The sequence below is a fragment of the Chitinophaga sp. 10T418 genome (assembly GCF_056394125.1).
Genome location: NZ_JBFTHG010000006.1, coordinates 474,124 through 493,551 on the forward strand (window position 1 = coordinate 474,124; position 19,428 = coordinate 493,551).

The following is a 19,428-nucleotide window of genomic DNA, read 5'->3' on the forward strand; positions in this document are numbered from 1 at the left end:
AACCGTTAAAACCTGTGCTTGCCAATGACCAGAAGTAAGATTTTCAACCTGCAAGGGATCAAAATGCCTGAACTGACCCATGAACGCATGCAGGAACTAAAACAAACACCCAAGGGAAAACTGATTACGGACACCGGTATCGATGCCTTTCCAGATTTATTGAAGCTGATGGAAACCTCGCTGCATGAACAACTGGCCAAATACGACCAGATGAAACGCACCGGGCAGGACAGTGCGAAAAGGAAGTTACTGCTGATGGAAATGCTGGAGGATCATTTGTATTGGGAGTTTGCTTACCATATAATGTTTATCAAATGGCGGGAGCAGAAGGTGAGTAAGGCTTCGTAAAAAGGGACAGGCCTGCAAAGCAGACCCGCCCTTGTCTCTATTTATTTCTTCAACTTTGAAATCTCTTCTTGTTGAGCATCTACCTTTTTGTTTAGTTGAATGATATAAAGGGTTAGCTCTTCTACTTTCTTTAGTAATAACCGGTTCATCTCACCCAGATCCTGGCCATCTGCCAACACTTCTTTTTCAGCCGGCATTTCCGGGAGATGTTTATTCACGTTGATAAACTGCTCCAGTGATTGCAAAGAAGGCAGCGCGTAATTATCGGAGAAAACGTAATCCGGCCAGGCATTGTATACTTTGACTTTTACCTGGGTAAATATACCGGAGCCATTTACCGCAAGTTTATAGCCTTTGGTATCGGCTGTACCAATGCCAACACTTCCATTGGCTTTCACCAGCAGCAGGTTCTTACCATAGCTATTCACTGCCAATACATTGTTATTCACGAGAGGGCCTACTGCCTTGCTTCGCCCATCCAGGATCACAGCCGCTAGTCCAATATCATCACCAGCCGGAACCAGATCTTCTGCTTCGCCTGTCAAAGATACGCCCAATGGACGTCCCGGGGTATAAGATCTACCTGTAATCGCTGCGAAAAAGTGGTTTCCAATACCGGTCCCATTTGCTATCGTGATCGAACCATCACCACCAGGAGTATCTGTTTCCGAAAACTTTGCGATTGGAACACCCCGATTGGTAGACACATGAAGCCGCGCCCCGGGCTTCGGTAATCCAATAGCAACATTCCCCATAAAATCAATCCTCATCCGCTCTGCCAGGTCTGACTGTACGAGCGCCGGAGAAGTGTAAAACGCCAGATCCATACCCTGGATGAGGGCAGAATTGGCAGCATGCTTGTTTATTCGTTCCGCACGTATCCTGGCGCCAATCTGATCCGGCGTCATGTCTCTCCAGGTATAAAAATCAAGATTATACCCGCCTGTTGCTGTACCTAGGGGAACGGCTATTTTACCAGCATCCCCTGCTTTTCCAATTCGGATAGCCGACACCGTATCTGTCGCTAACATACCAATCTGCAATTTGGCCTTTGGTGCAGTGGTTTCAATACCTGCAGGCCCCGTATTAGGAAATGTATTAGTTTGGGCGAAACCAACTTGTGTCAGCAATAAGCAAGCTGACAAAACAAAAAATCGCTGGGGGTTAACCACCATTAAAGGTTTGGACATAGAAAACATAGTATATAAGAGATTAAAAAATAAATGCCGGTTTCCCAAAAATGCTCAGTTCAAATTAATCAAGTGTTAACAAGGGCATTACAAATCACCATACGCAGCTGTCCCAAAATATGCCTAATCGGGTTTATCGCATCAACATTTTAGTTGCATTTCGCTACCGGTAGCTCAGTATATTATTCCGCTCCCGGCCCTGCCAACGCTATCAGAGGCTTACCGTGCCCGAAGTATCTCAGCATTTTATTTTACTGCTACAGTAATGCCTAAATATATACATTTGCAACCAAATGTAATGCATGGAGAACTACAGCATCGTCATCTTTATTCTGGCTATCATGATTGTGCTGTCGGCTGTGGCAGACAAGATAAGACTACCTTACCCGGTGCTATTGATTACCGCTGGTATTGGTATTGGCTTTATTCCTGCACTGCCTGACATCACGCTGAATCCGGAAGTAGTGTTCCTGCTGTTCCTTCCTCCCTTGTTATACGATGCTGCATTTAACATCTCGCCACAGGAATTCAAGACTAATTTTAATACGATTGGTACTTTGGCCATCGGGCTTGTTTTTATCACCGCTGCGGCTATTGCGGTAGCCGCACATTACCTGATACCTGGCATGAGCTGGCCACTATCTTTTGTTTTAGGTGCTATCTTATCAGCTACAGATGCGGTGGCTGCCATGAGCATCACCAAAGGTCTGGGCCTGTCACATAAAACTATTACCATCCTGGAAGGAGAAAGCCTGATCAACGATGCTTCTGCACTGGTAACTTATCACTTTGCTATCGCAGCAGCGATGGGGACTGCCTTTGTATTCTGGAAAGCTTCCCTGGAATTTATTATACTGATGGCAGGAGGTGTATTGGTGGGTCTTGTAGTCAGCAGACTGCTGGCAGTAACGCTGAAAATGGTACATAAAAATGATCTGGTCACCATCAGCTTTATGTTGCTGATGCCCTTTGTGACTTACCTGATGGCAGAAGAAATACATGTATCAGGCGTGATTGCAGTGGTGGTGCTGGGGATAATGATTGCCAGGGTAAGTAATACAGTTTTTCCCGAGAAGTTAAAGCAGCAATCCAGATCCATCTGGGATATTATCATCTTCCTGCTGAACGGACTTATCTTTATACTGATAGGATTACAGTTTCCTTATATCATCAAAAGCATTCCGGCCAATATGATATTTCCTTATATAGGATATGGATTTATCATCACCCTGATAGCGCTGCTCCTACGTATGGCCAGGGTATTTTCACAACAACTCAACTTACAGCAGGCCTTTAAAAAAGGTAAAGGACGCATTACAGAAAACGCCTTGCTGGATTTTAAAAACAGTTTAATCATCAGCTGGTCCGGTATGCGGGGCATCGTTTCCCTGGCTATTGCCATTGGCTTACCTTTAACGCTGGATGAAGGCCGCCCCTTTCCTGAGCGCAATCCGATTATATTTATTTCTGTGGTAGTGGTACTGATTACCCTGATAGGGCAAGGCGTTTCCCTGCCCTGGATTGTAAAAGCAGTGAAGCTTACGCCCGCGGTTAAAAAGGAAGCGGAGGTAAAACATCAGCATTCATAGTCATCATATAATTCTTACTGCTCTATTCTCCTTTGATTTTTTTTAGGGAGATTAAATACTCCTGATCGTATAATTTCCTGCGGGCAATTCAAACGATGCATATCCATTTTGCACCCCTTTCTTTTTCAGATGCCCGCTGGGTTCCTCCACGTGTTTGGCTTCCTGCTCCGGTAACTCCACAATTGCCGTGCAATTGGGTGGTATGGTTACCTGCAGTGTCAATCCTTTCCCATCACGATGCCAGGCCGTTTTAATCATACCAGCAGATGATTCATAGGATGCACGTGCCCAATCCATTTGGGAAGATGTTAGCAGCGGTGGCCTGATAATAAAATGCTGATAGCCTTTGGCAGACGAGGGATCGCGGCGTATACCCGCTACCCCGTTGATATACCAGGCGCCCGGATAGAGAAAAGAGCTGTGCAACAGGGAATGACCTGGCAGATTTTTCTCCCACATTTCCCAGATAGTGGTGGCATCATTGGCTTTCATGTAGCCCCAGCCGGGATAATCGGTTTGAGACGTCATGCTGTAAATCAGGTCATCGCGGCCTTCGTCACGCAGCAGTTTAAATAAGAGTGCACCACCGGTAATGCCAACATGAATATGTCCTTTACGGATCACGAGTATTTCTTTTTCGAGTCGGTGCATCACCGCCGCCCGTTGTGCAGGAGGCGGTACTTCCGCCAGCAAAGCTGCTGCCATATTGGCCATGGAACTATCTGAATAGCTGTTGTCGCCAGCATTGTAAAAACGGGCATTGATAGCACAACTCGATACCTCTGCCTGCTGTTCCCATTGCGTGGCTTCGGCTGTTTTACCCAGCACCCTGGCTATTTTTGCGGCCGTACGCAAATTAAATACGCGGTAGCTGTTATTCAAACACACGGTTTGTGGCTTATTGTTATTCATGCCTTCGGCGGTAGCACCCGGCCACAGCCAGTCTCCCAGGAAGTCCCAGGGGCCGCCAAATCTTTGCAGCAGGTTATCTTTGGTTTGTGTATCCAGGAAAGCCAGCCATTCTTTTATCATCCCGAAGTTCTTTTCCAATATCCTTTTATCTCCTTCCTGCTGATATATAAACCAGGGCAGCGTTACCACAATGCCTCCCCAGGAAGGGCCACCACCGCCCATATAAGTAGGTGCGGTATGCGGTAATATACCTTTGTGGAGATGACGACCACTCATGAGTCCTTTATGCGCCCAGGCCGTATCATACATGTTACCTACGATGGATTCTGTTCCCTGCACATCACGCCAGTCTTCCATCCACTTGGTATAAAAAGCACCCACATGATAGTTAAACATACCCGTTTCACAGGTAGCGTGTGCATCGCCGCCGTAGCCCAGTCTTTCGCGCTGTGGACAGTCCACGATATAACCACCGATGGATAAGTTTTCGTAGGTCCAGCGCACCCGGTCATAGATCCAGTTCTGCAAAGAATCAGAACAGGTAAAGGTGGTAGAAGGCTCATAGGCCGTACGTACCAGCCAGCCACGGATATCTTCCAGAGCTGGCGGTTCTTTCAATCCAACAATGGTAATCCATCTGCCGGAGCTGTAATTAAAATGATTACGGAAAACGCCTTCGCCTTCTTTACCTATAATGTAGGCGCTATGCAGTCCGAAGGTCATATTCACATGCTCCCGTTCTGAATACAAAAACGCTATTTTATCGCCTGGTTGACCGTGTACATGAACAGAAGTCCAGCCGRCAAAGTTTACCCCCATATCTACCAGGTAGTTGCCGTTGGAGAGACGGGTTACGGAGACGGGCTTAATTTCATTCCGTACTTTGTTAGGTTCCACCATCTGTGCAGATAAGAGCAGCGTGGGATGGTATACCGTCACCTTACGCCAGTTGCTTTCATCGCAGGCGGTGGTGTTCCAGTCTTTCACTTCCTTATTGGCATCCCATAGCTCTCCGCCCATATGGTTCGAGTCCCATACGCCCAGCAGTTTATTGGGGCTGGGATGGGTAAGCCAGGAATCATCTGTTTTAAGGAGCAATACAGGCGTTTCAGCGGCTTTGTCATACACGGCGCCCTGTGCTATCACGATCGGCGTTTGTGGCTTCCCTGGTGTGATATACGGACCAAATATTGACCAGGAAGTACCCAGCCAGATGGTGATCACATTTTTACCGGGGTGCAATTCACCGGCAATATCATAGGCTATGTACCGCGCTCTTTTTGTATGATTGGTAACGGCAGGCGCCATTACACCATCGCCGATTTTTTTGCCGTTGACATATAGTTCATGAAATCCTACAGACGCAATAAAGATGTTGGCTTTCTCCGGCACCGCTTTCAACTCAAATGTTTTCCTCAGCCAGGGATCTGAAATATTACAGTCTTTCTGATGCGGGTCAAACAGTTCATCCGTGCCGATCCATTTTGCTTTCCAGTCGGCCGCCTGTAATAAACCGGTAGTCCAGCGCGCTGGCGTACTCCAGGAAGATACCTGCCCTTTTTCATCTTTCACGGCAACCTTCCAGTAATACGCCTGATCGGATTGCAAGGGCTTCCCTTTGTAGTCAATATGCTGCATCTCATCTGAACTCACCCATCCGGACGACCATATCGTTCCTTTATTTTCGTCCAGTTCTTTTTTGGTAGCAGCTACCAGTATGCGATAAGCTGTTTGCCGCTGGGCGAAAGCACTCGTATCTGTAGCTTGCAGGGTCCAGCTTAAGCGGGGATGTAATTCGTCAATGCCCAGAGGGTTGACCAGGTATTCGCAGCGCAGATTGATTGGCAGTACGGAGCAGTGATCCGTGGCAAAGGCTGTGGTGGTGCAGAGAAGCAGCAACAGCCAGGTATAACAAATCCTTCTTGTCATGATAACGCGGAGCTTTAGGTAGGGAACAAAATACAAAATGGTTTTTAACTCTTTTTAATATTTATATGACGAACATGAAATTAGGAAAACAGGACGGCAGAACTGGACACCCTCGGGCAAAGCATTCAAACAAAATAACGTTATGAAAAAATATTCGTTGATAAAATAGTTAGCACTGCAAACATTTAAAATATATTCTAGAGCGGGTAAATGGATCACCACCCCGCCACTACCCTCAAAAAAATCACCCCGCCCCCATTTATTATCATCTAATTTCCATTAACTTTAGTAACGAATCCGGTTCCCCTATTTTACCATTCCCCGGTATAAACACCCTCATATATCCATGAACACAAACATAAATCCACAAGCATGCAACAAAAACCGTTTACAGTAGCGGACTACCTGTTGACCAGGTTGAAGCAACTGGATGTCACGGAGGTGTTTCAGATACCTGGTGACTATGTTAAGCATTTCACCCAAACCCTGGAACACTTCGATGGCGTAACTGCCATTGGCGCCATGAATGAACTGGATGCGGCCTATGCAGCAGATGCATATGGACGTACCCGCGGACTCGGCGCCGTATCGCTGCAATTCGGGGTGAGCACTTTCAGCGCGCTCAATGCCATTGCAGGCGCTTATGTAGAACGTAGCCCCGTGGTGGTGATCACGGCTACGCCCGGGTCAGACGACCGGCAGATGACCAAAATGTACGACGTGCTTTTTCATCATTCCACTGGCAACCTCAAAGCCGACCAGGAAGTATTTGAACACGTCACGGTGGCGGCCATCACACTCAGCACCTCCGCCGGTGCGCCGGAAAAAATAGATCAACTGCTGATAGCCGCTATCACCCACAAAAGGCCGGTATATATTGCCTGCTACGAGGAAGTATGGGGCGAAGTATGTACCCCGCCCAACAAGAAAGCCCTGCAACCCCTCGTGATCAAAAGTGAGCCACTGGCACTCGCAAACGCCGTGGCCCAGGCATGGACACAAATTACTGCTGCCAAACACCCGATGATCTTTGCAGGGGTGGAAATACTCCGCCATGGCTTATCAGACCTGCTACAGGAACTCATCGATGCCAGCGGCTTTCTTTATACCACTACCACCCTGGGAAAATCCGTGTTGCAGGAGAAAGGAGATAAATTCATCGGCACCTACTCCGACGCCGCATCTATCAAAAGCGTGATCAGCGAGGTGGATAAAGCAGATTGTTTCCTGACGCTGGGTACCATTCTTACAGATGACTACCTCTGGTTTGTACAAAACAAATACGCTGCCATGGTGCTGGCTGATACCGCACAGGTACGCGTTGGCTACTACACCTATCCGGATGTTACGATGAAAGATTTCATGGAAGCGCTGCTGGCCCTCTTCAAAAAGACTAAAGGCTATCCGCTGAAAACAATAGCACCTCCACAGCCCAAATACCCGGAACCCTGGATCTCTAATTCGGATCCCGACTGGGATGATAAACCGGATGTGATTACATACAACCGCTTCTTCCAGCATTCCATGAAATACCTCCATGACCAAAATATGCTGAAAGATATTGTGATGACCTTTGGGGTGAGCTCCGCGCTGTATGTGGCCACCAATGCCTATGGCCTGCATCGCAACAGCTTCATTTCCTCTGCCGCCTGGCAGGTGATCGGGTATGAAACCGGCGCCGCCTGCGGAGCACAACTGGGAAGTGGCAAAAGAGCCTGGACCATAGCCGGCGATGGTGGCTTCATGATGATTTGCCAGTCGTTGTCTACCCTCGCCAGGAATCAACTCAATGCCGTGATTTTTGTGATGAGCAACGCAGTATATGCTATAGAACAGGTGTACGTAAACCTCGACTCCTTTAAACCCGGCCCTAAACATGTGTTCGACACCTTCGACATCCTGCCGGAATGGGATTACCTCGCCCTGGCCAAAGCCTATGGCGCAGAAGGTTTCCGCGTTACTACCATTAAAGAGCTAAACGATGTGCTGGGGAAATTAAAAGGTATTACCCAAAAGCCGGTCCTGGTACAGGTGGTGATCCCGCAAAAAGATCTGCCGGAACAAATGCGTCGTCTCGGACTGGAAGGATAAACAACCCATCTTATTACACCTCAAAATAATAATCTCTATGGACAGCAAAACCTATTCTATTTTCGGTGCCGGTGCAGCCGGACTATATACTGCCTGGCGATTGCTGGACGGCAAACCCGCTGATGGCAAAAAGAACACAAAGCTCCTGGCCAAAGGCGATACCCTCGAATTATATGACTGGGGTAAATATGATTTCACCAAAAAAGATCCCGGCACCCGCGCAGCAGGCGCCCGCGTATGCACCTGGCATTACAAGGAAGATAAAAATAATTCTTACCTGGAAGTAGGCGGCATGCGCTACTCCCAATGGAATGGCAAACCTGAAAGCGAAGGACATCGTTTAGTCACCACCGTGATATCCCAACTGGGCCTCGACAAATATTCAGTGCCTTTTAACGAATCCGTTAATCCACTGTATTGTTTGCGTACCAAAAACATGTACCTGAACGACATTACATCCACTAACCCCGCTCCTTATTACGTCAACAATTTTGGCGCCACCGACTCACCGGATACCGGCTTCAATCTGGTGGAAAGCCTGGCTGTAACCAAAGACCACGGCCCTAAAACCCGCAGGGAATGGTGCGAATTTTATCAGAATGGACAAATAAATATTGACCTCCCCGAATCATCCGTATATAAAAAAGGAGATTATCTGAAAGATATCGGTTACTGGAACCTGATGTTCGATCAGCTGGGATCAGAAGGCTACAACTATACTTCTGACGGGAACGGCTACACGTCTAATGTTATCAACTGGAACGCTGCCATCGCTTTCCAGGCCAACAACGAATTCACACCAGGTACCGAATATAAAACGTTGACCACCGGCTATTCCAGCATGTTCAATGCTTTGTTTGATGCCATCGTGAAACTGGCTAAAGAAAAAGGCATCCACTTTAAATATTATCCAAACACCCGCCTGCACTCTATCCTGCAAAAAGGTAAAGTCATTCATTACACCATCGCTACCCGGGAAAACCCCAACAAGAAATCAGGCGCTAAAACAACCGATGCTGCCTGGCTGGCCATGCCACGCCATTCGATTGAACTGGTAGCACAGGCCACCCGTTACGAAAGTACGGATGCCTTAGATGTGCTTAATCATGAGAAAGTGCAACTATACCTGGAATCTGCCGTGATGCAGCCGTCCTATAAGGTGGGCATGTTTTTCCATACCCCCTGGTGGGCAGATAATTCCGATAATCCGCCGCCTTATCCCGCACAGATCAACAGCTACGAGGTAACCACCGCCGTACTGTCCACGCTTACCAAGCAGAAATTCCCGGCTGCCTATATTAAAGCCATCGGGAACGACAAAGACATTATGGAAACACCTTTTAATGTAGCCGCCGACCTGGTAAGTATGGTAGAAAAGCTCGTCAAAGAACGGTTAACCATTGTGCAGGAAGAACAACTGCTTAATGCCTCCCAACGCAATACCATAGGCCCAAGTGTAACGGACATGCCTATACGGCAGGTAGTGTATTTTGGTAACAACGCCCTCGACCAAAGCGGTGAAAAAATATACGGACTGCTGGCCAGCTATGATGATGAACAGTTCACCAGCTTCTGGTCAGAACTGGAACTGGGTCCGCACAAAGTGCGCAAAACACCGGTTTCAAGTGATTGCCAAACACTGGAAGGACCACGCAAAGCTCCGGAGATCATGGTAAAAATGCTGCGTCAGCAACTGGCTGCCGTACATTTTGGTCCCCAGGCCGATTATACCGCCGTACCGGAACCACTGGAAACAAAGTACATGGACTGGTCTAAACCGCCCTTTAATGCAGGCTACCATGCCTATGCAGGGCACTACAACATCTGCGATGTACAACAAAAAATCAGGAAACCATCACAACTGATAGATGGAGCAGACGCCAACATCTTTATTGTGGGTGAAGCCTACTCCAATGACCAGGCCTGGGTGGAAGGTGCTTACTGTACCGCGGAATCAGTACTGAACGACTTCTTCGGCATCGCTCCGATCATCGACCCTAAGTATTATCCTTTTATTTGTCCTCCTTGTAAATAAGACGTAAAATAAAAACAGTGGCTGCCAGTAGCAGCCACTGTTTTTCTATGCATCATGTCAGCTATGCCTTTATTGTAACCACACGACCTTTAGTGTCTCTGTTTTTCCAACACTCCTGATCACCCGCAGGAAATAAGTACCCGGTTTCACATTCCCCTTATTCAGCGTAACCCGGTGTATGCCGGCGTCCAGCACAGCCAGATCCTGCCGTTGTACCAGTTTCCCGTTACTGCTCCATAGTTCCAGTCGCACAGTCCCTTTCACCAATTGTTGTACCTGTACGGTTACATGGTCCATCGCAGGATTAGGATACACACTCACGGAAGTATTAGCGATGATCGGTTTTTCCGGTACCAACGCAGGGGCAGCAGCTCTCGCAAAACTATTACAGGCAAAAGTACTGCCGCAACCAGCCGGATTATAAACGCTGTCACCCAACGTAGAAGTAACATCCAGACAGGTATTGCTGACATACTGATGGAAGGTGGTATAAAACACATCTCCGATACCATCGCCCCCGCCATTATTGGATGTGGTGGTGTCTTTTATAAAGTACACACTACAAGGATTATTATGCAGCGTATGATAAATATTATAACGGAAGATGAGATTGGATTGTGAAAACAAAAACGCGGTCATAATATCCGAGTCGATGTTAATTTCATTTTCCTCGAAAGTCATGTAGCGTGTTCTGTTCACCACTATTTCCGCCCAGCGCTGGGAAGCACTGTCAATACCGTATACATAGTTGGCTTTTTTACGCAATGCCGGTGAGATGAAATAATTATGCTCAATGGTATTCCATTTCACAACTGTACTATCTACCCAGGAAGTATGATTATTGCTACCAATATAGATCCCGGCTCCCAGGTTATGATGCAGGGTATTGCTCCGGATCATATGCCCCGCCCCTTTGCTGGAGTCCTGTTCATTGCCCACAGAAATACCTACGCCATTGTTGTAGCAGTCGTTATCTTCCACGGTAACTTTCCGGGAGCCATCCAGGTAAATACCAGCAGATATCGCAATAGGCGACAGGCAGCGGAACACTTCATTGCCGGCAATCAACCCGTTGCGGGACTGGTTATTTGTTTTCGTTAACCCCGGATAGTTATCCAATACCCATTTATAATTTCCCGCAGCCACAATGCCAATATTGGCGATGTCGTGAATGTAGTTGTTGCTGATGGTAAAAGTATCCACGTTACCATTTATGGTAACGGCTTCTGTATAGCCAGGTACAATATCATATAAAACGTTGCTGTCTATTACAATATCATGCATGGCGGAATTACCATTGCCCAATACCGTGATGGCACCCAGGTTATCGTTGGGTTGCGGATACTTGGCTTTGAGGGTATCTCTCGTCCACTTCATGTCGTACAGCGTGTCCTGTTTAATGCGGATATGCGCACTGTTGCCCAATACGGCAATACCGTAACGCACATCTTTATACGCCACTCCATTTACGACGGTGGTGAGCGTAGAGTCATTGGTTACGTTGCGCAGGCGCAAACCCTGTATAGTCAAATATTTGGCGCTATCTATTGCAAAGAGGGAGGCATATTGTGCTGTCAGCAGCCCACCATCTAAAATCGCGGATTCACCGGGATAGTTCCGGATGGTAAACCATTTACCATTTTGTCCGCGGTTACTGCCAATATACACCGCCGCCGTGGGCTGATGCACGCCTCCCCTCAGGTAAATATTAAGCGCAGTATCTATCAGCGTAGCAGGTGTGGTACTGAAATCATACCCTGCCCTGTTTACTGCTGCATTAAGGGTTTTCCAGGGATTTGTTTTGGCGCCGGTACCTGTGGCATCGCTACCGGTGGTGCTTACATAAAAATCGGTGCGTGGGCGTTTACGGAGAATATTTGTTTCTACCGTATGCGTTTGTGTAACGGTCCCTATTCCCGGACCTTTATACACCAGATCTCCGTAAAATCCTGGCGCAATAGTGGTGAAATGATTGCTGTCCAGTACTACACCAGTAGGATAAGATCCGGATCCGGTGATCATCACCGGGTAAATATTTTTATCACTGGGAGTTGGATAGGATGCTTCTGTCAGATCGCTGTTCCACACCATGTTACTGAAAGTACAGTTCCGGATATCGATGTTGCTGCTGTTACCAATTACATACAGCCCGTAGCCGGTGATGTTTTTCAGGTTGGCGAACGTGATGCCATCCAGGCGGATATAGCTGGCTCCTGAGATACTGGCCATATAGGCACCATCGGTGGTTAACCCGGTACCGTCAAATATCACCTGTTCTCCCTGGTAGGCTTTTAATGTATAGTATTTTCCGGCACTGCCGCTTTTGCTGCTCCCGATAAAAAGAATCGTATCGGGGTTGAAATGATAAGTGCCCTTTCGGAAGAAGATAACCACATCCTGTGTAGTAGGTGCTGTGGTAGCATACATGGCATATGCCAGGCTATTCCAGGGATTGCCAATGGTGCCGTCCCCATTGGTAGGTTTGTTATTATCTACATAATAACTTTGCGCAGTGGCCTGCTGGCTATAGCAGAACAGGCCGGCAGCGAAAAAGAGACATAGTAAAATTGTTTTCATGGATTAATTTTTAGGGAAAAGTGGTAAATCATTTTACAATACATCCAGGTCTATTAAAATACCTCCGGTCTTATTATTTGGAATGTGGCCGGCTTCCGCCCAGCCTTTATCATATATCGTTAATGCGATCACTATTTTTTTATTGAATAATCCGGGCAACACGCTTCTCTTCAGCGCCAGTTCATATTTGAACAAGCCATCTGCTGTTTTGGAAGCACCCATGATATAAAACGGCGGCACCGTTAGCGCACCCCAGCTCCAGCCGCTTTGCGCCGCGCCACCGGTAAAAGTAAAACCACCCCACCAGCTGCCACTGCCTGCCAGCATAGGCTGACCTTCCAGGTAAAGATCTGCTGCCATGCCAGGATACATTAAGTGCAGGAAACCTGTTGTGTTGTTATTGTCACTATCAATAAAAAGACCGAGGATCGTAGAATCTGTTGCACTACCCTTCTGCTCAATATATACGTATACATTAGTACCGTCATAATCCCATTTGATCTTTTTTACCAGGTCGGCGGTAGGATTTATCAATTCATTTTTCACGCCATCCCAATCGGCTAAACTGCCATCTTCCAGTAGTACCGGCGATTTTTTGTCGATGATCAGCACGGTTGAAGCCTCTGTTTTTTTCCCATTGGCGGCAGTGGCATACAACGTAATCACATAACGGCCTTTGGCGGGATAAGTATGTATAGGATCTTTATCTGCTGCATTGCTGCCATCCCCGAAGTCCCAGCTATAGGTAGTTGCCTGGGTAGATAAATTTTTGAAAGACACGACTTTGCCATCTACCGAATAGGAGAAGAACGCCTCAAAAGGCTGATTCGTCCCGGCATCCTCTTTCGTACAGGCCATGAGAAAGAGCAAAGAGAGTATCACCGGCACCAGCTTACTTAAAGAAAAATATGCTTTCATTTTATACATTTTGGATGACTAACCAGGATATCTATACGAAAATGGTGGTTAAGGATTTTGTTTGCAGGCGGCATTCGCCAGGATTTCATCTACCGGTATATAAAAAATAATTTTAGGATCGTTCCAGTTGATGGTGATATTGGCGTACCCGGTAGGTTCTACCGCAAGGTTTACATCTGTTTCCTGTAAACCGGCTAAGTGATAGCCCCAGTAGTTACGCACCATATTCATCTTATTACGGTATACATCAAACGTACGATGTCCTTCGAAAGCCAATTCTATCCTGCGTTCCAGCAACACGGTTTCCAGCAGGCTTTTATTACGGGGTACCTGTCCGTTATACAGGGCACCTTGTAACCCGCGGTGTTTGCGTATTTCATCTACATCGCCCAGCGCGCCCGCCACATTACCTTTGATGGCATAGGCCTCTGCGCGGTTCAGGTATACTTCTGAGAGGCGCAACATCACCGGTGAACTTAAATTAGGATCACCGTCCTGGAAAGAGAACTTGGTGATATAATAAATTTCAATGCCGTTCTTTTTGGCGACCAGCCCGGTGGCCGGGTCTTTCAGCGGCAGTATATAAGACCATCTCACATCTTCCGGATGTTCACTCATGGCTTTACGAATGGAAGGAGAAGCAAATTCTTCCCCCCAGCCGGAGTTGCCATCGGAGTATACCATAGAAGCCACAGAACCTTCTTTACCCCGGCTGTCCACCTTTGTTTGAGCAATGAGGAAAATACTTTCGGAAGAGGCGCTGGCTTTCTGAAAATACGTTTTGAACCCTTCTGCCGACTCCAGTTGAAAACGGCCGGAATTAATAACAGCATTGGCGGCAGCAATAGCATTATCAGCATCATTCATATACAGGTACACACGTGATAAATAGCCCAGCGCGGCTTCTTTGGAAGCATACTGTGCGCCACGGGGCCGGTCCATCAGCGAGGCCGCTTTTTTCAGATCTTCTACTACAAAATTGTATACTTCCTTTACGGAGGAGCGTGGCGCTAACGCTTCATCGGTAGTAGTACGGCGGATAATCACACCCGAGCCATCAGGTGCCTGGGTATAAGGCCGCGCGAATACACGCAGCAAATTAAAATGCAGGAAGGCGCGTAAAAAATAAGCTTCGCCAATCAGTTGTTTGATCTCCGAAGTGGGATTGGGAATTTTTTCACCCAGCTCAATCACCGTGTTGGCGCCATTGATAATCTTGTAAGAGATATACCAGAAAAAACGGATGTTCTCCTGGTCGGGTGAATGCGTATAAGTGAAACTGTAAAACAAAGGATGCTCTGTTACCTGTCCGCATACAATATCATCGCCGGCATAGTCGCTGAACTGGTAATATTGCCATAGGTAGTTTTGTCCGGGATCTATATAGCCATTAAACATCACGTTATTCTTCAGCAAGGCATAGCAGCCATTCATCACGTTTGGCAAGCCATCGGGCGTACCCGCCACATTCTCCGTATTTAAAGCATCGGTAGGCAACACACTCAAATTACAGGCGGGAGAAAAACATGCCAGGCAAAGAACGATCAGCAGCCATTTTTTTGCTATCATGGTAATGGAATTTGAGCAGTTAAAAATTGATTTCTATGGTGCCTAAATACTGTCTGTTGGCCGGATACCTGAAGTCCGCCACACCGGGCATAGAAAAATCGGCACGGTTCACCGTCACTTCCGGGTCCTGGCCCCAGAACTTTGTCCAGGTATAGAGGTTGTCTCCACTCAATGCCAGCCGGAGTCCCTGCAGGTGCAGGCGTTGTACAATGCTCATGGGTACATCATAGCTAAGACTGATATTCCTCAGCTTAATGAAGCTGCCGTCTTCCTGGTAGCGGCTGGATATTTCAGTAGAGAGTGCGGCTTTCTGCATACTGGGATGGGTGGCCATGTCGCCGGGCTTTGTCCACCTGGACCAGTCACTTTTTGGCTGCATCTGGTTGTAGTAAGGCTCATGCCCGTCCACATCCATAAAGCGGCGGATGAAGTTCATGATCTGCGCCCCTTGTGAGTAGGCGAAGCTGGCAGAAAGACTAATTCCTTTCCAGGAAAAGTTAGTACCAAAACCGCCCTGGAAACGGGGCAGCGCATGCCCTGTTTCCTGACTCTGGGCCTGGCTATAATCGGATGTGGGCGTACGTTTCACAATATTACCAGCATCATCTTTTGAGATGCTTTCCCATAGCGGGCGTCCGGTGGCAGGATCTACGCCCAGCCATTTAGGGATGTTGAACGTATACAATTCCCCGCCATCGCGGTAGATCTGCGTGATGCCGTTAATGGTTTGATATACCGGTTTACCGATGCCGGCCAGTTCATTTTTATTCATCCCGAAGGTGAAGTCCATGCCCCACTGGAAGTTTTTCGTTTTTACGTTGACGGTAGAGAGTGTGATTTCCAGTCCTTTATTTCTGAGCTGCCCTACATTTTCCCAACGCGATTCAAAGCCTACGGATAAAGGCTGGGATACCTGCAGGAGTAAGTCTTTCGTAACATTGCTATATACATCCACATTCAGTGTAATGCGGTTCCACAAGCCCAGGTCCAGTCCTAAATTTCGCTGATGCGTTTTTTCCCAGGTGAGTTTATCATTGGGTAACTGGTATGGAATAGCGGCTGCCTGTGAATTATACTGCGCACTCAAGGAGAATAAGCCGAGGTATTTGTAGGCGCCTATATCCTGCATGCCCGTGATGCCATAGGTGGCCCTCAGCTTCAACAGGTTTAGCCAGGGATTGCCTTTCAAAAATGTTTCGTTGGAAGCCAGCCAGGACACGCCCACCGCGGGGAATTGCGCATACCGGTTGGTAGGAGGAAATGCCGAAGTACCGTCTATGCGGTAAGAAGCCGTGAGGTAATACTTCTCTGCATAATTATAATTTACCTGGGAAATCAGCGACTGCATCACCGAATGATTTCTGACGCCACGTAGTTGCTGCTCGCTGGAAATCACGCCGGGTACATCAAATCCTACCGGCAGCCCTTTACCCTGTCCACCCAGCAATTCGTCCCAGCTGCCCTGGAACTCCACACCGGCGAGGCCGCTGATGGAATGCAGGCCTTTGCTGACAGAAAATTTAAGGAGGTTGGTGGAGATGCCGCTGTAATACAGAGAAGAGGATTCATCCAGGAAACCTTTGTCGTGATAGGATCCGGCCACCAGTGGTGAGAAGAAACTATGTGATTTATTCGTACCCACACCTACCCTGTTGGAGCTGGTAAACGTGAGCCAGTCAGTGATTTTCACGTTGCCGATGAAATCGTAGTTGATGTTGAAGTCTTTCGTGGAGTGGTCGGAATTGGCGAGTGTGTGCAGTGGATTAATTTTATCTCTCGACCACCAGCCAGGTGTTCTGGCATCCACATACCTGGGACTTCCCAACGAATCATATGGGTTATCCCAGGGCAGGGAAAGATAGGAATAGAAAAGATCCATGTAGTCGTAGCTCTTCCCGGTGGAAGCGCTGATATTGATATTATTGGAAACGGAAACGCGTTTTGAAAACTCGTAGGTAGTGTTGCTCCGCAGGTTTACCCGTTGAAAGCCGGTGTTCTTAAAGGTGCCGGCCTCCTTGTAATACGAGCCGCCGAGATAGTAGGTAAACTTATCTGTTTTGCCGCTGGCAGAGAGATAATAGCTTTGTACCATCGCCGGATGAAAGGCATTATCGACCCAATCGAAATTCCGGGTGGCCAGGTCGCGGGGACGCTCGTTGTAAAATTTCAGGATATCTATTTTCCCGGAGAGCGTATCCCGGTATAATTCTTTGGAGGCATTAAAAAATCCGGAACCACTCATCATATTCAGGTGGCCTTTATTCACCTCTCTGCGGCCCAGGGTGGTCTTAAAATCAAAGCGCGGGGCGCCAGGCTTTCCTTTCTTCGTGGTGATGATAATCACGCCGCCATTGGCCTGGGAACCGTACATGCCGGTGGCGCCGGCATCTTTCAGGATGGTGACGGAAGCCACATCACTGGGGTCGTAGTTGCCGCCGATGATACCATCCACTACCACCAGCGGACCTTTGGGTGCACTCAGCGAAGCGATGCCACGGATGCGGATATCCGGCTGACTGCCGGGCGCACCTGAGCTGTTCACCACCTGCACACCGGCAACTTTACCTTGCAGCATGGTACCAATATCATTGGCAGTTACATCTTTCAAACGCTTGCCAGACAATACACTCACCGCACTCGTAATTTCATTGCGTTTTTTATCATCGTAGCCCATCACCACCACTTCGTTGATATCTGTCAGCGTAGCCGTTAACTGTACATTGATGGTAGTGTTATGGCCAATCACACGCGACACGGGCACATAACCCATCATCCTGAACAACAACGTATCCTGTGCAGAACCGGCGGTAATGCTGTAGCTGCCGTTTGCCGTGCTGACTACACCGCTGCTTTGCCCCTTCACCGCAATACTTACCCCCGGAATGCCCTGGTTGTCGGTGCCCACCACTTTACCTTTTATCAGCACCTGTGTCCAGCCGGTGGCCGCAAATAAAAGCAGGCAACATAACAGTGAGAGAAACAGGTGGGCGCTCTTAAAGCTCATTTTCATACAGGTACGTTTTCTGTTGTTTTCGTAATAATTGATACGTTGGTTGATAGCGCGGGTTGGATGAAGTTGGTTGCTCATCTAAAATAAGACATCGTCACGCGTAAAAGATCATCAATCGTTTGACCTGATTTTGCACAGGGCATCTTACAACTTAAAAAAGACCTGGTGTTTATATAACCACCAGCATAAATACCATTCTGCCGCCAGGGTAGCCAGCGCTGTAATGACTAATCTTATTTTTTCGGGTATATCGAGTAAAGCCATAAAGCCGTTGGTAAATACCCCCACAGCACCGTTAAACCATTCTCCGCCCACCGTTTCAAAAAAGAGATAGATGAAGATGGCGTTCATCCCTACCACTACTGCGATCCAGGCTTTGCTGTTGAATTTTCGTATATCCGTGAGCCAGTACATACCGGCCATGATCAGGAACACCCAACCACCGGATGCCAGCACAAAGGAGCTGGTGCTGATTCGTTTAATGATGGGCGTTATAGCTGCTGCGTCCAGTGTGAAGCCCATGGCCAGACCAGCCACACCAGCCAGCAGCAGCGTAACTACCTTTTGTTTTTGTGATACTTTACTAACCAAAACTTTTCCTGCCAGTACGCCCCAGATGGTGTGTGCCGCAGTGGGGATACAATTGATGGTTACCCAGCCATCCGGGTTTAGCTTGCCCATGAGAACCATATCCATCCAGGCGCCAAAATTATGATGCTCCACAAAGGGCTGATCAAAACCGGGCATCAGCACACTGCGGTATAATAATTCCGTGAGGCAAAGTAAAATAACGGTAACGACTATTTGAAAAATGCCGGACTTGCGGATGATCAGGTAAGCCAGCAGCGTAGTGAAAGATAATTGTGTTAATACATTCCATAGTTCCCATACCAGGTGGCCGGCCTGTATGCAGTACAATCCCGTGCCACAGAGAAATAGTTTAAGGCAGCGGACAGCGATATGCTTGAAATGCTGCTGCCAGGTTTCGCCTTTCAGTGAGCGGTAATAATAAGAGAGGTACATGGCTGTACCTGCGATGGTCATAAACGCGGGCTGTACCAGGTCCCAGGCGTGCAGCCCATGCCAGGGATGATGAAAAAACTGCCGGATCAGGTTATGCCAGAATGCCGGCAGTGATAATTCATAGAGAGAATCATAAAGCCTGCAGCTTTCAGCTGCCAGTAAAATCATAATGCCTCCCCGCATTACATCCAGCGATAACAAGCGGTTAGCCGTAATTTTATTTTCGGAAGATGTCAT

General features: G+C 47.7%; 11 protein-coding genes. 4 read left to right on the top strand and 7 right to left on the bottom strand.

Annotated elements, in window-relative coordinates; genetic code table 11:
* Positions 1-24: 24 nt before the first annotated feature.
* Positions 25-348 (top strand): hypothetical protein, encoded by a 324-nt coding sequence (locus tag AC1DCV_RS20120; protein WP_477024839.1) that lies wholly within the window; start codon positions 25-27, stop codon positions 346-348.
* A 41-nt stretch (positions 349-389) separates the two neighbouring features.
* Here AC1DCV_RS20120 and AC1DCV_RS20125 read toward each other — a convergent pair whose 3' ends face one another.
* Complete coding sequence (locus AC1DCV_RS20125) at positions 390-1,379, bottom strand: hypothetical protein (RefSeq protein ID WP_477024840.1); 990 nt, start codon at positions 1,377-1,379, stop codon at positions 390-392.
* A gap of 461 nt (positions 1,380-1,840) precedes the next feature.
* On the opposite strand from AC1DCV_RS20125, the gene AC1DCV_RS20130 reads away from it, so the two are divergent.
* On the top strand, positions 1,841-3,127 hold the full coding sequence (locus AC1DCV_RS20130; RefSeq protein WP_477024841.1) for a Na+/H+ antiporter: 1,287 nt from the start codon (positions 1,841-1,843) through the stop codon (positions 3,125-3,127).
* A gap of 51 nt (positions 3,128-3,178) precedes the next feature.
* On the opposite strand, the gene AC1DCV_RS20135 is transcribed toward AC1DCV_RS20130, so the two are convergent.
* A complete protein-coding gene (locus AC1DCV_RS20135; protein WP_477024842.1) occupies positions 3,179-5,968 on the bottom strand; it encodes a family 78 glycoside hydrolase catalytic domain in 2,790 nt (929 codons plus the stop codon).
* A gap of 372 nt (positions 5,969-6,340) precedes the next feature.
* On the opposite strand from AC1DCV_RS20135, the gene AC1DCV_RS20140 reads away from it, so the two are divergent.
* The gene (locus AC1DCV_RS20140) at positions 6,341-8,059 is read left to right on the top strand and encodes an alpha-keto acid decarboxylase family protein (protein WP_477024843.1); all 1,719 of its coding nucleotides are present in this window, start codon (positions 6,341-6,343) and stop codon (positions 8,057-8,059) included.
* 37 nt (positions 8,060-8,096) lie between these two features.
* On the top strand, positions 8,097-10,094 hold the full coding sequence (locus AC1DCV_RS20145) for a flavin monoamine oxidase family protein (RefSeq protein ID WP_477024844.1): 1,998 nt from the start codon (positions 8,097-8,099) through the stop codon (positions 10,092-10,094).
* 69 nt (positions 10,095-10,163) lie between these two features.
* On the opposite strand, the gene AC1DCV_RS20150 is transcribed toward AC1DCV_RS20145, so the two are convergent.
* The 5 genes from AC1DCV_RS20150 to AC1DCV_RS20170 all read right to left on the bottom strand — a co-directional run bounded on the left by AC1DCV_RS20150 (position 10,164) and on the right by AC1DCV_RS20170 (position 19,428).
* On the bottom strand, positions 10,164-12,671 hold the full coding sequence (locus tag AC1DCV_RS20150; RefSeq protein ID WP_477024845.1) for a right-handed parallel beta-helix repeat-containing protein: 2,508 nt from the start codon (positions 12,669-12,671) through the stop codon (positions 10,164-10,166).
* A 33-nt stretch (positions 12,672-12,704) separates the two neighbouring features.
* Complete coding sequence (locus AC1DCV_RS20155) at positions 12,705-13,589, bottom strand: PKD domain-containing protein (protein ID WP_477024846.1); 885 nt, start codon at positions 13,587-13,589, stop codon at positions 12,705-12,707.
* Positions 13,590-13,637: 48 nt separating this feature from the next.
* Positions 13,638-15,158 carry a RagB/SusD family nutrient uptake outer membrane protein gene (locus AC1DCV_RS20160; protein WP_477024847.1) on the bottom strand — a complete coding sequence of 507 codons (1,521 nt, stop codon included), beginning with the start codon at positions 15,156-15,158 and terminating at the stop codon, positions 13,638-13,640.
* Between the two features lie 19 nt (positions 15,159-15,177).
* Entirely contained in the window at positions 15,178-18,168 is a 2,991-nt protein-coding gene (locus AC1DCV_RS20165; RefSeq protein WP_477024848.1) for a SusC/RagA family TonB-linked outer membrane protein, read from the bottom strand.
* A gap of 144 nt (positions 18,169-18,312) precedes the next feature.
* Complete coding sequence (locus AC1DCV_RS20170; RefSeq protein WP_477024849.1) at positions 18,313-19,428, bottom strand: acyltransferase family protein; 1,116 nt, start codon at positions 19,426-19,428, stop codon at positions 18,313-18,315.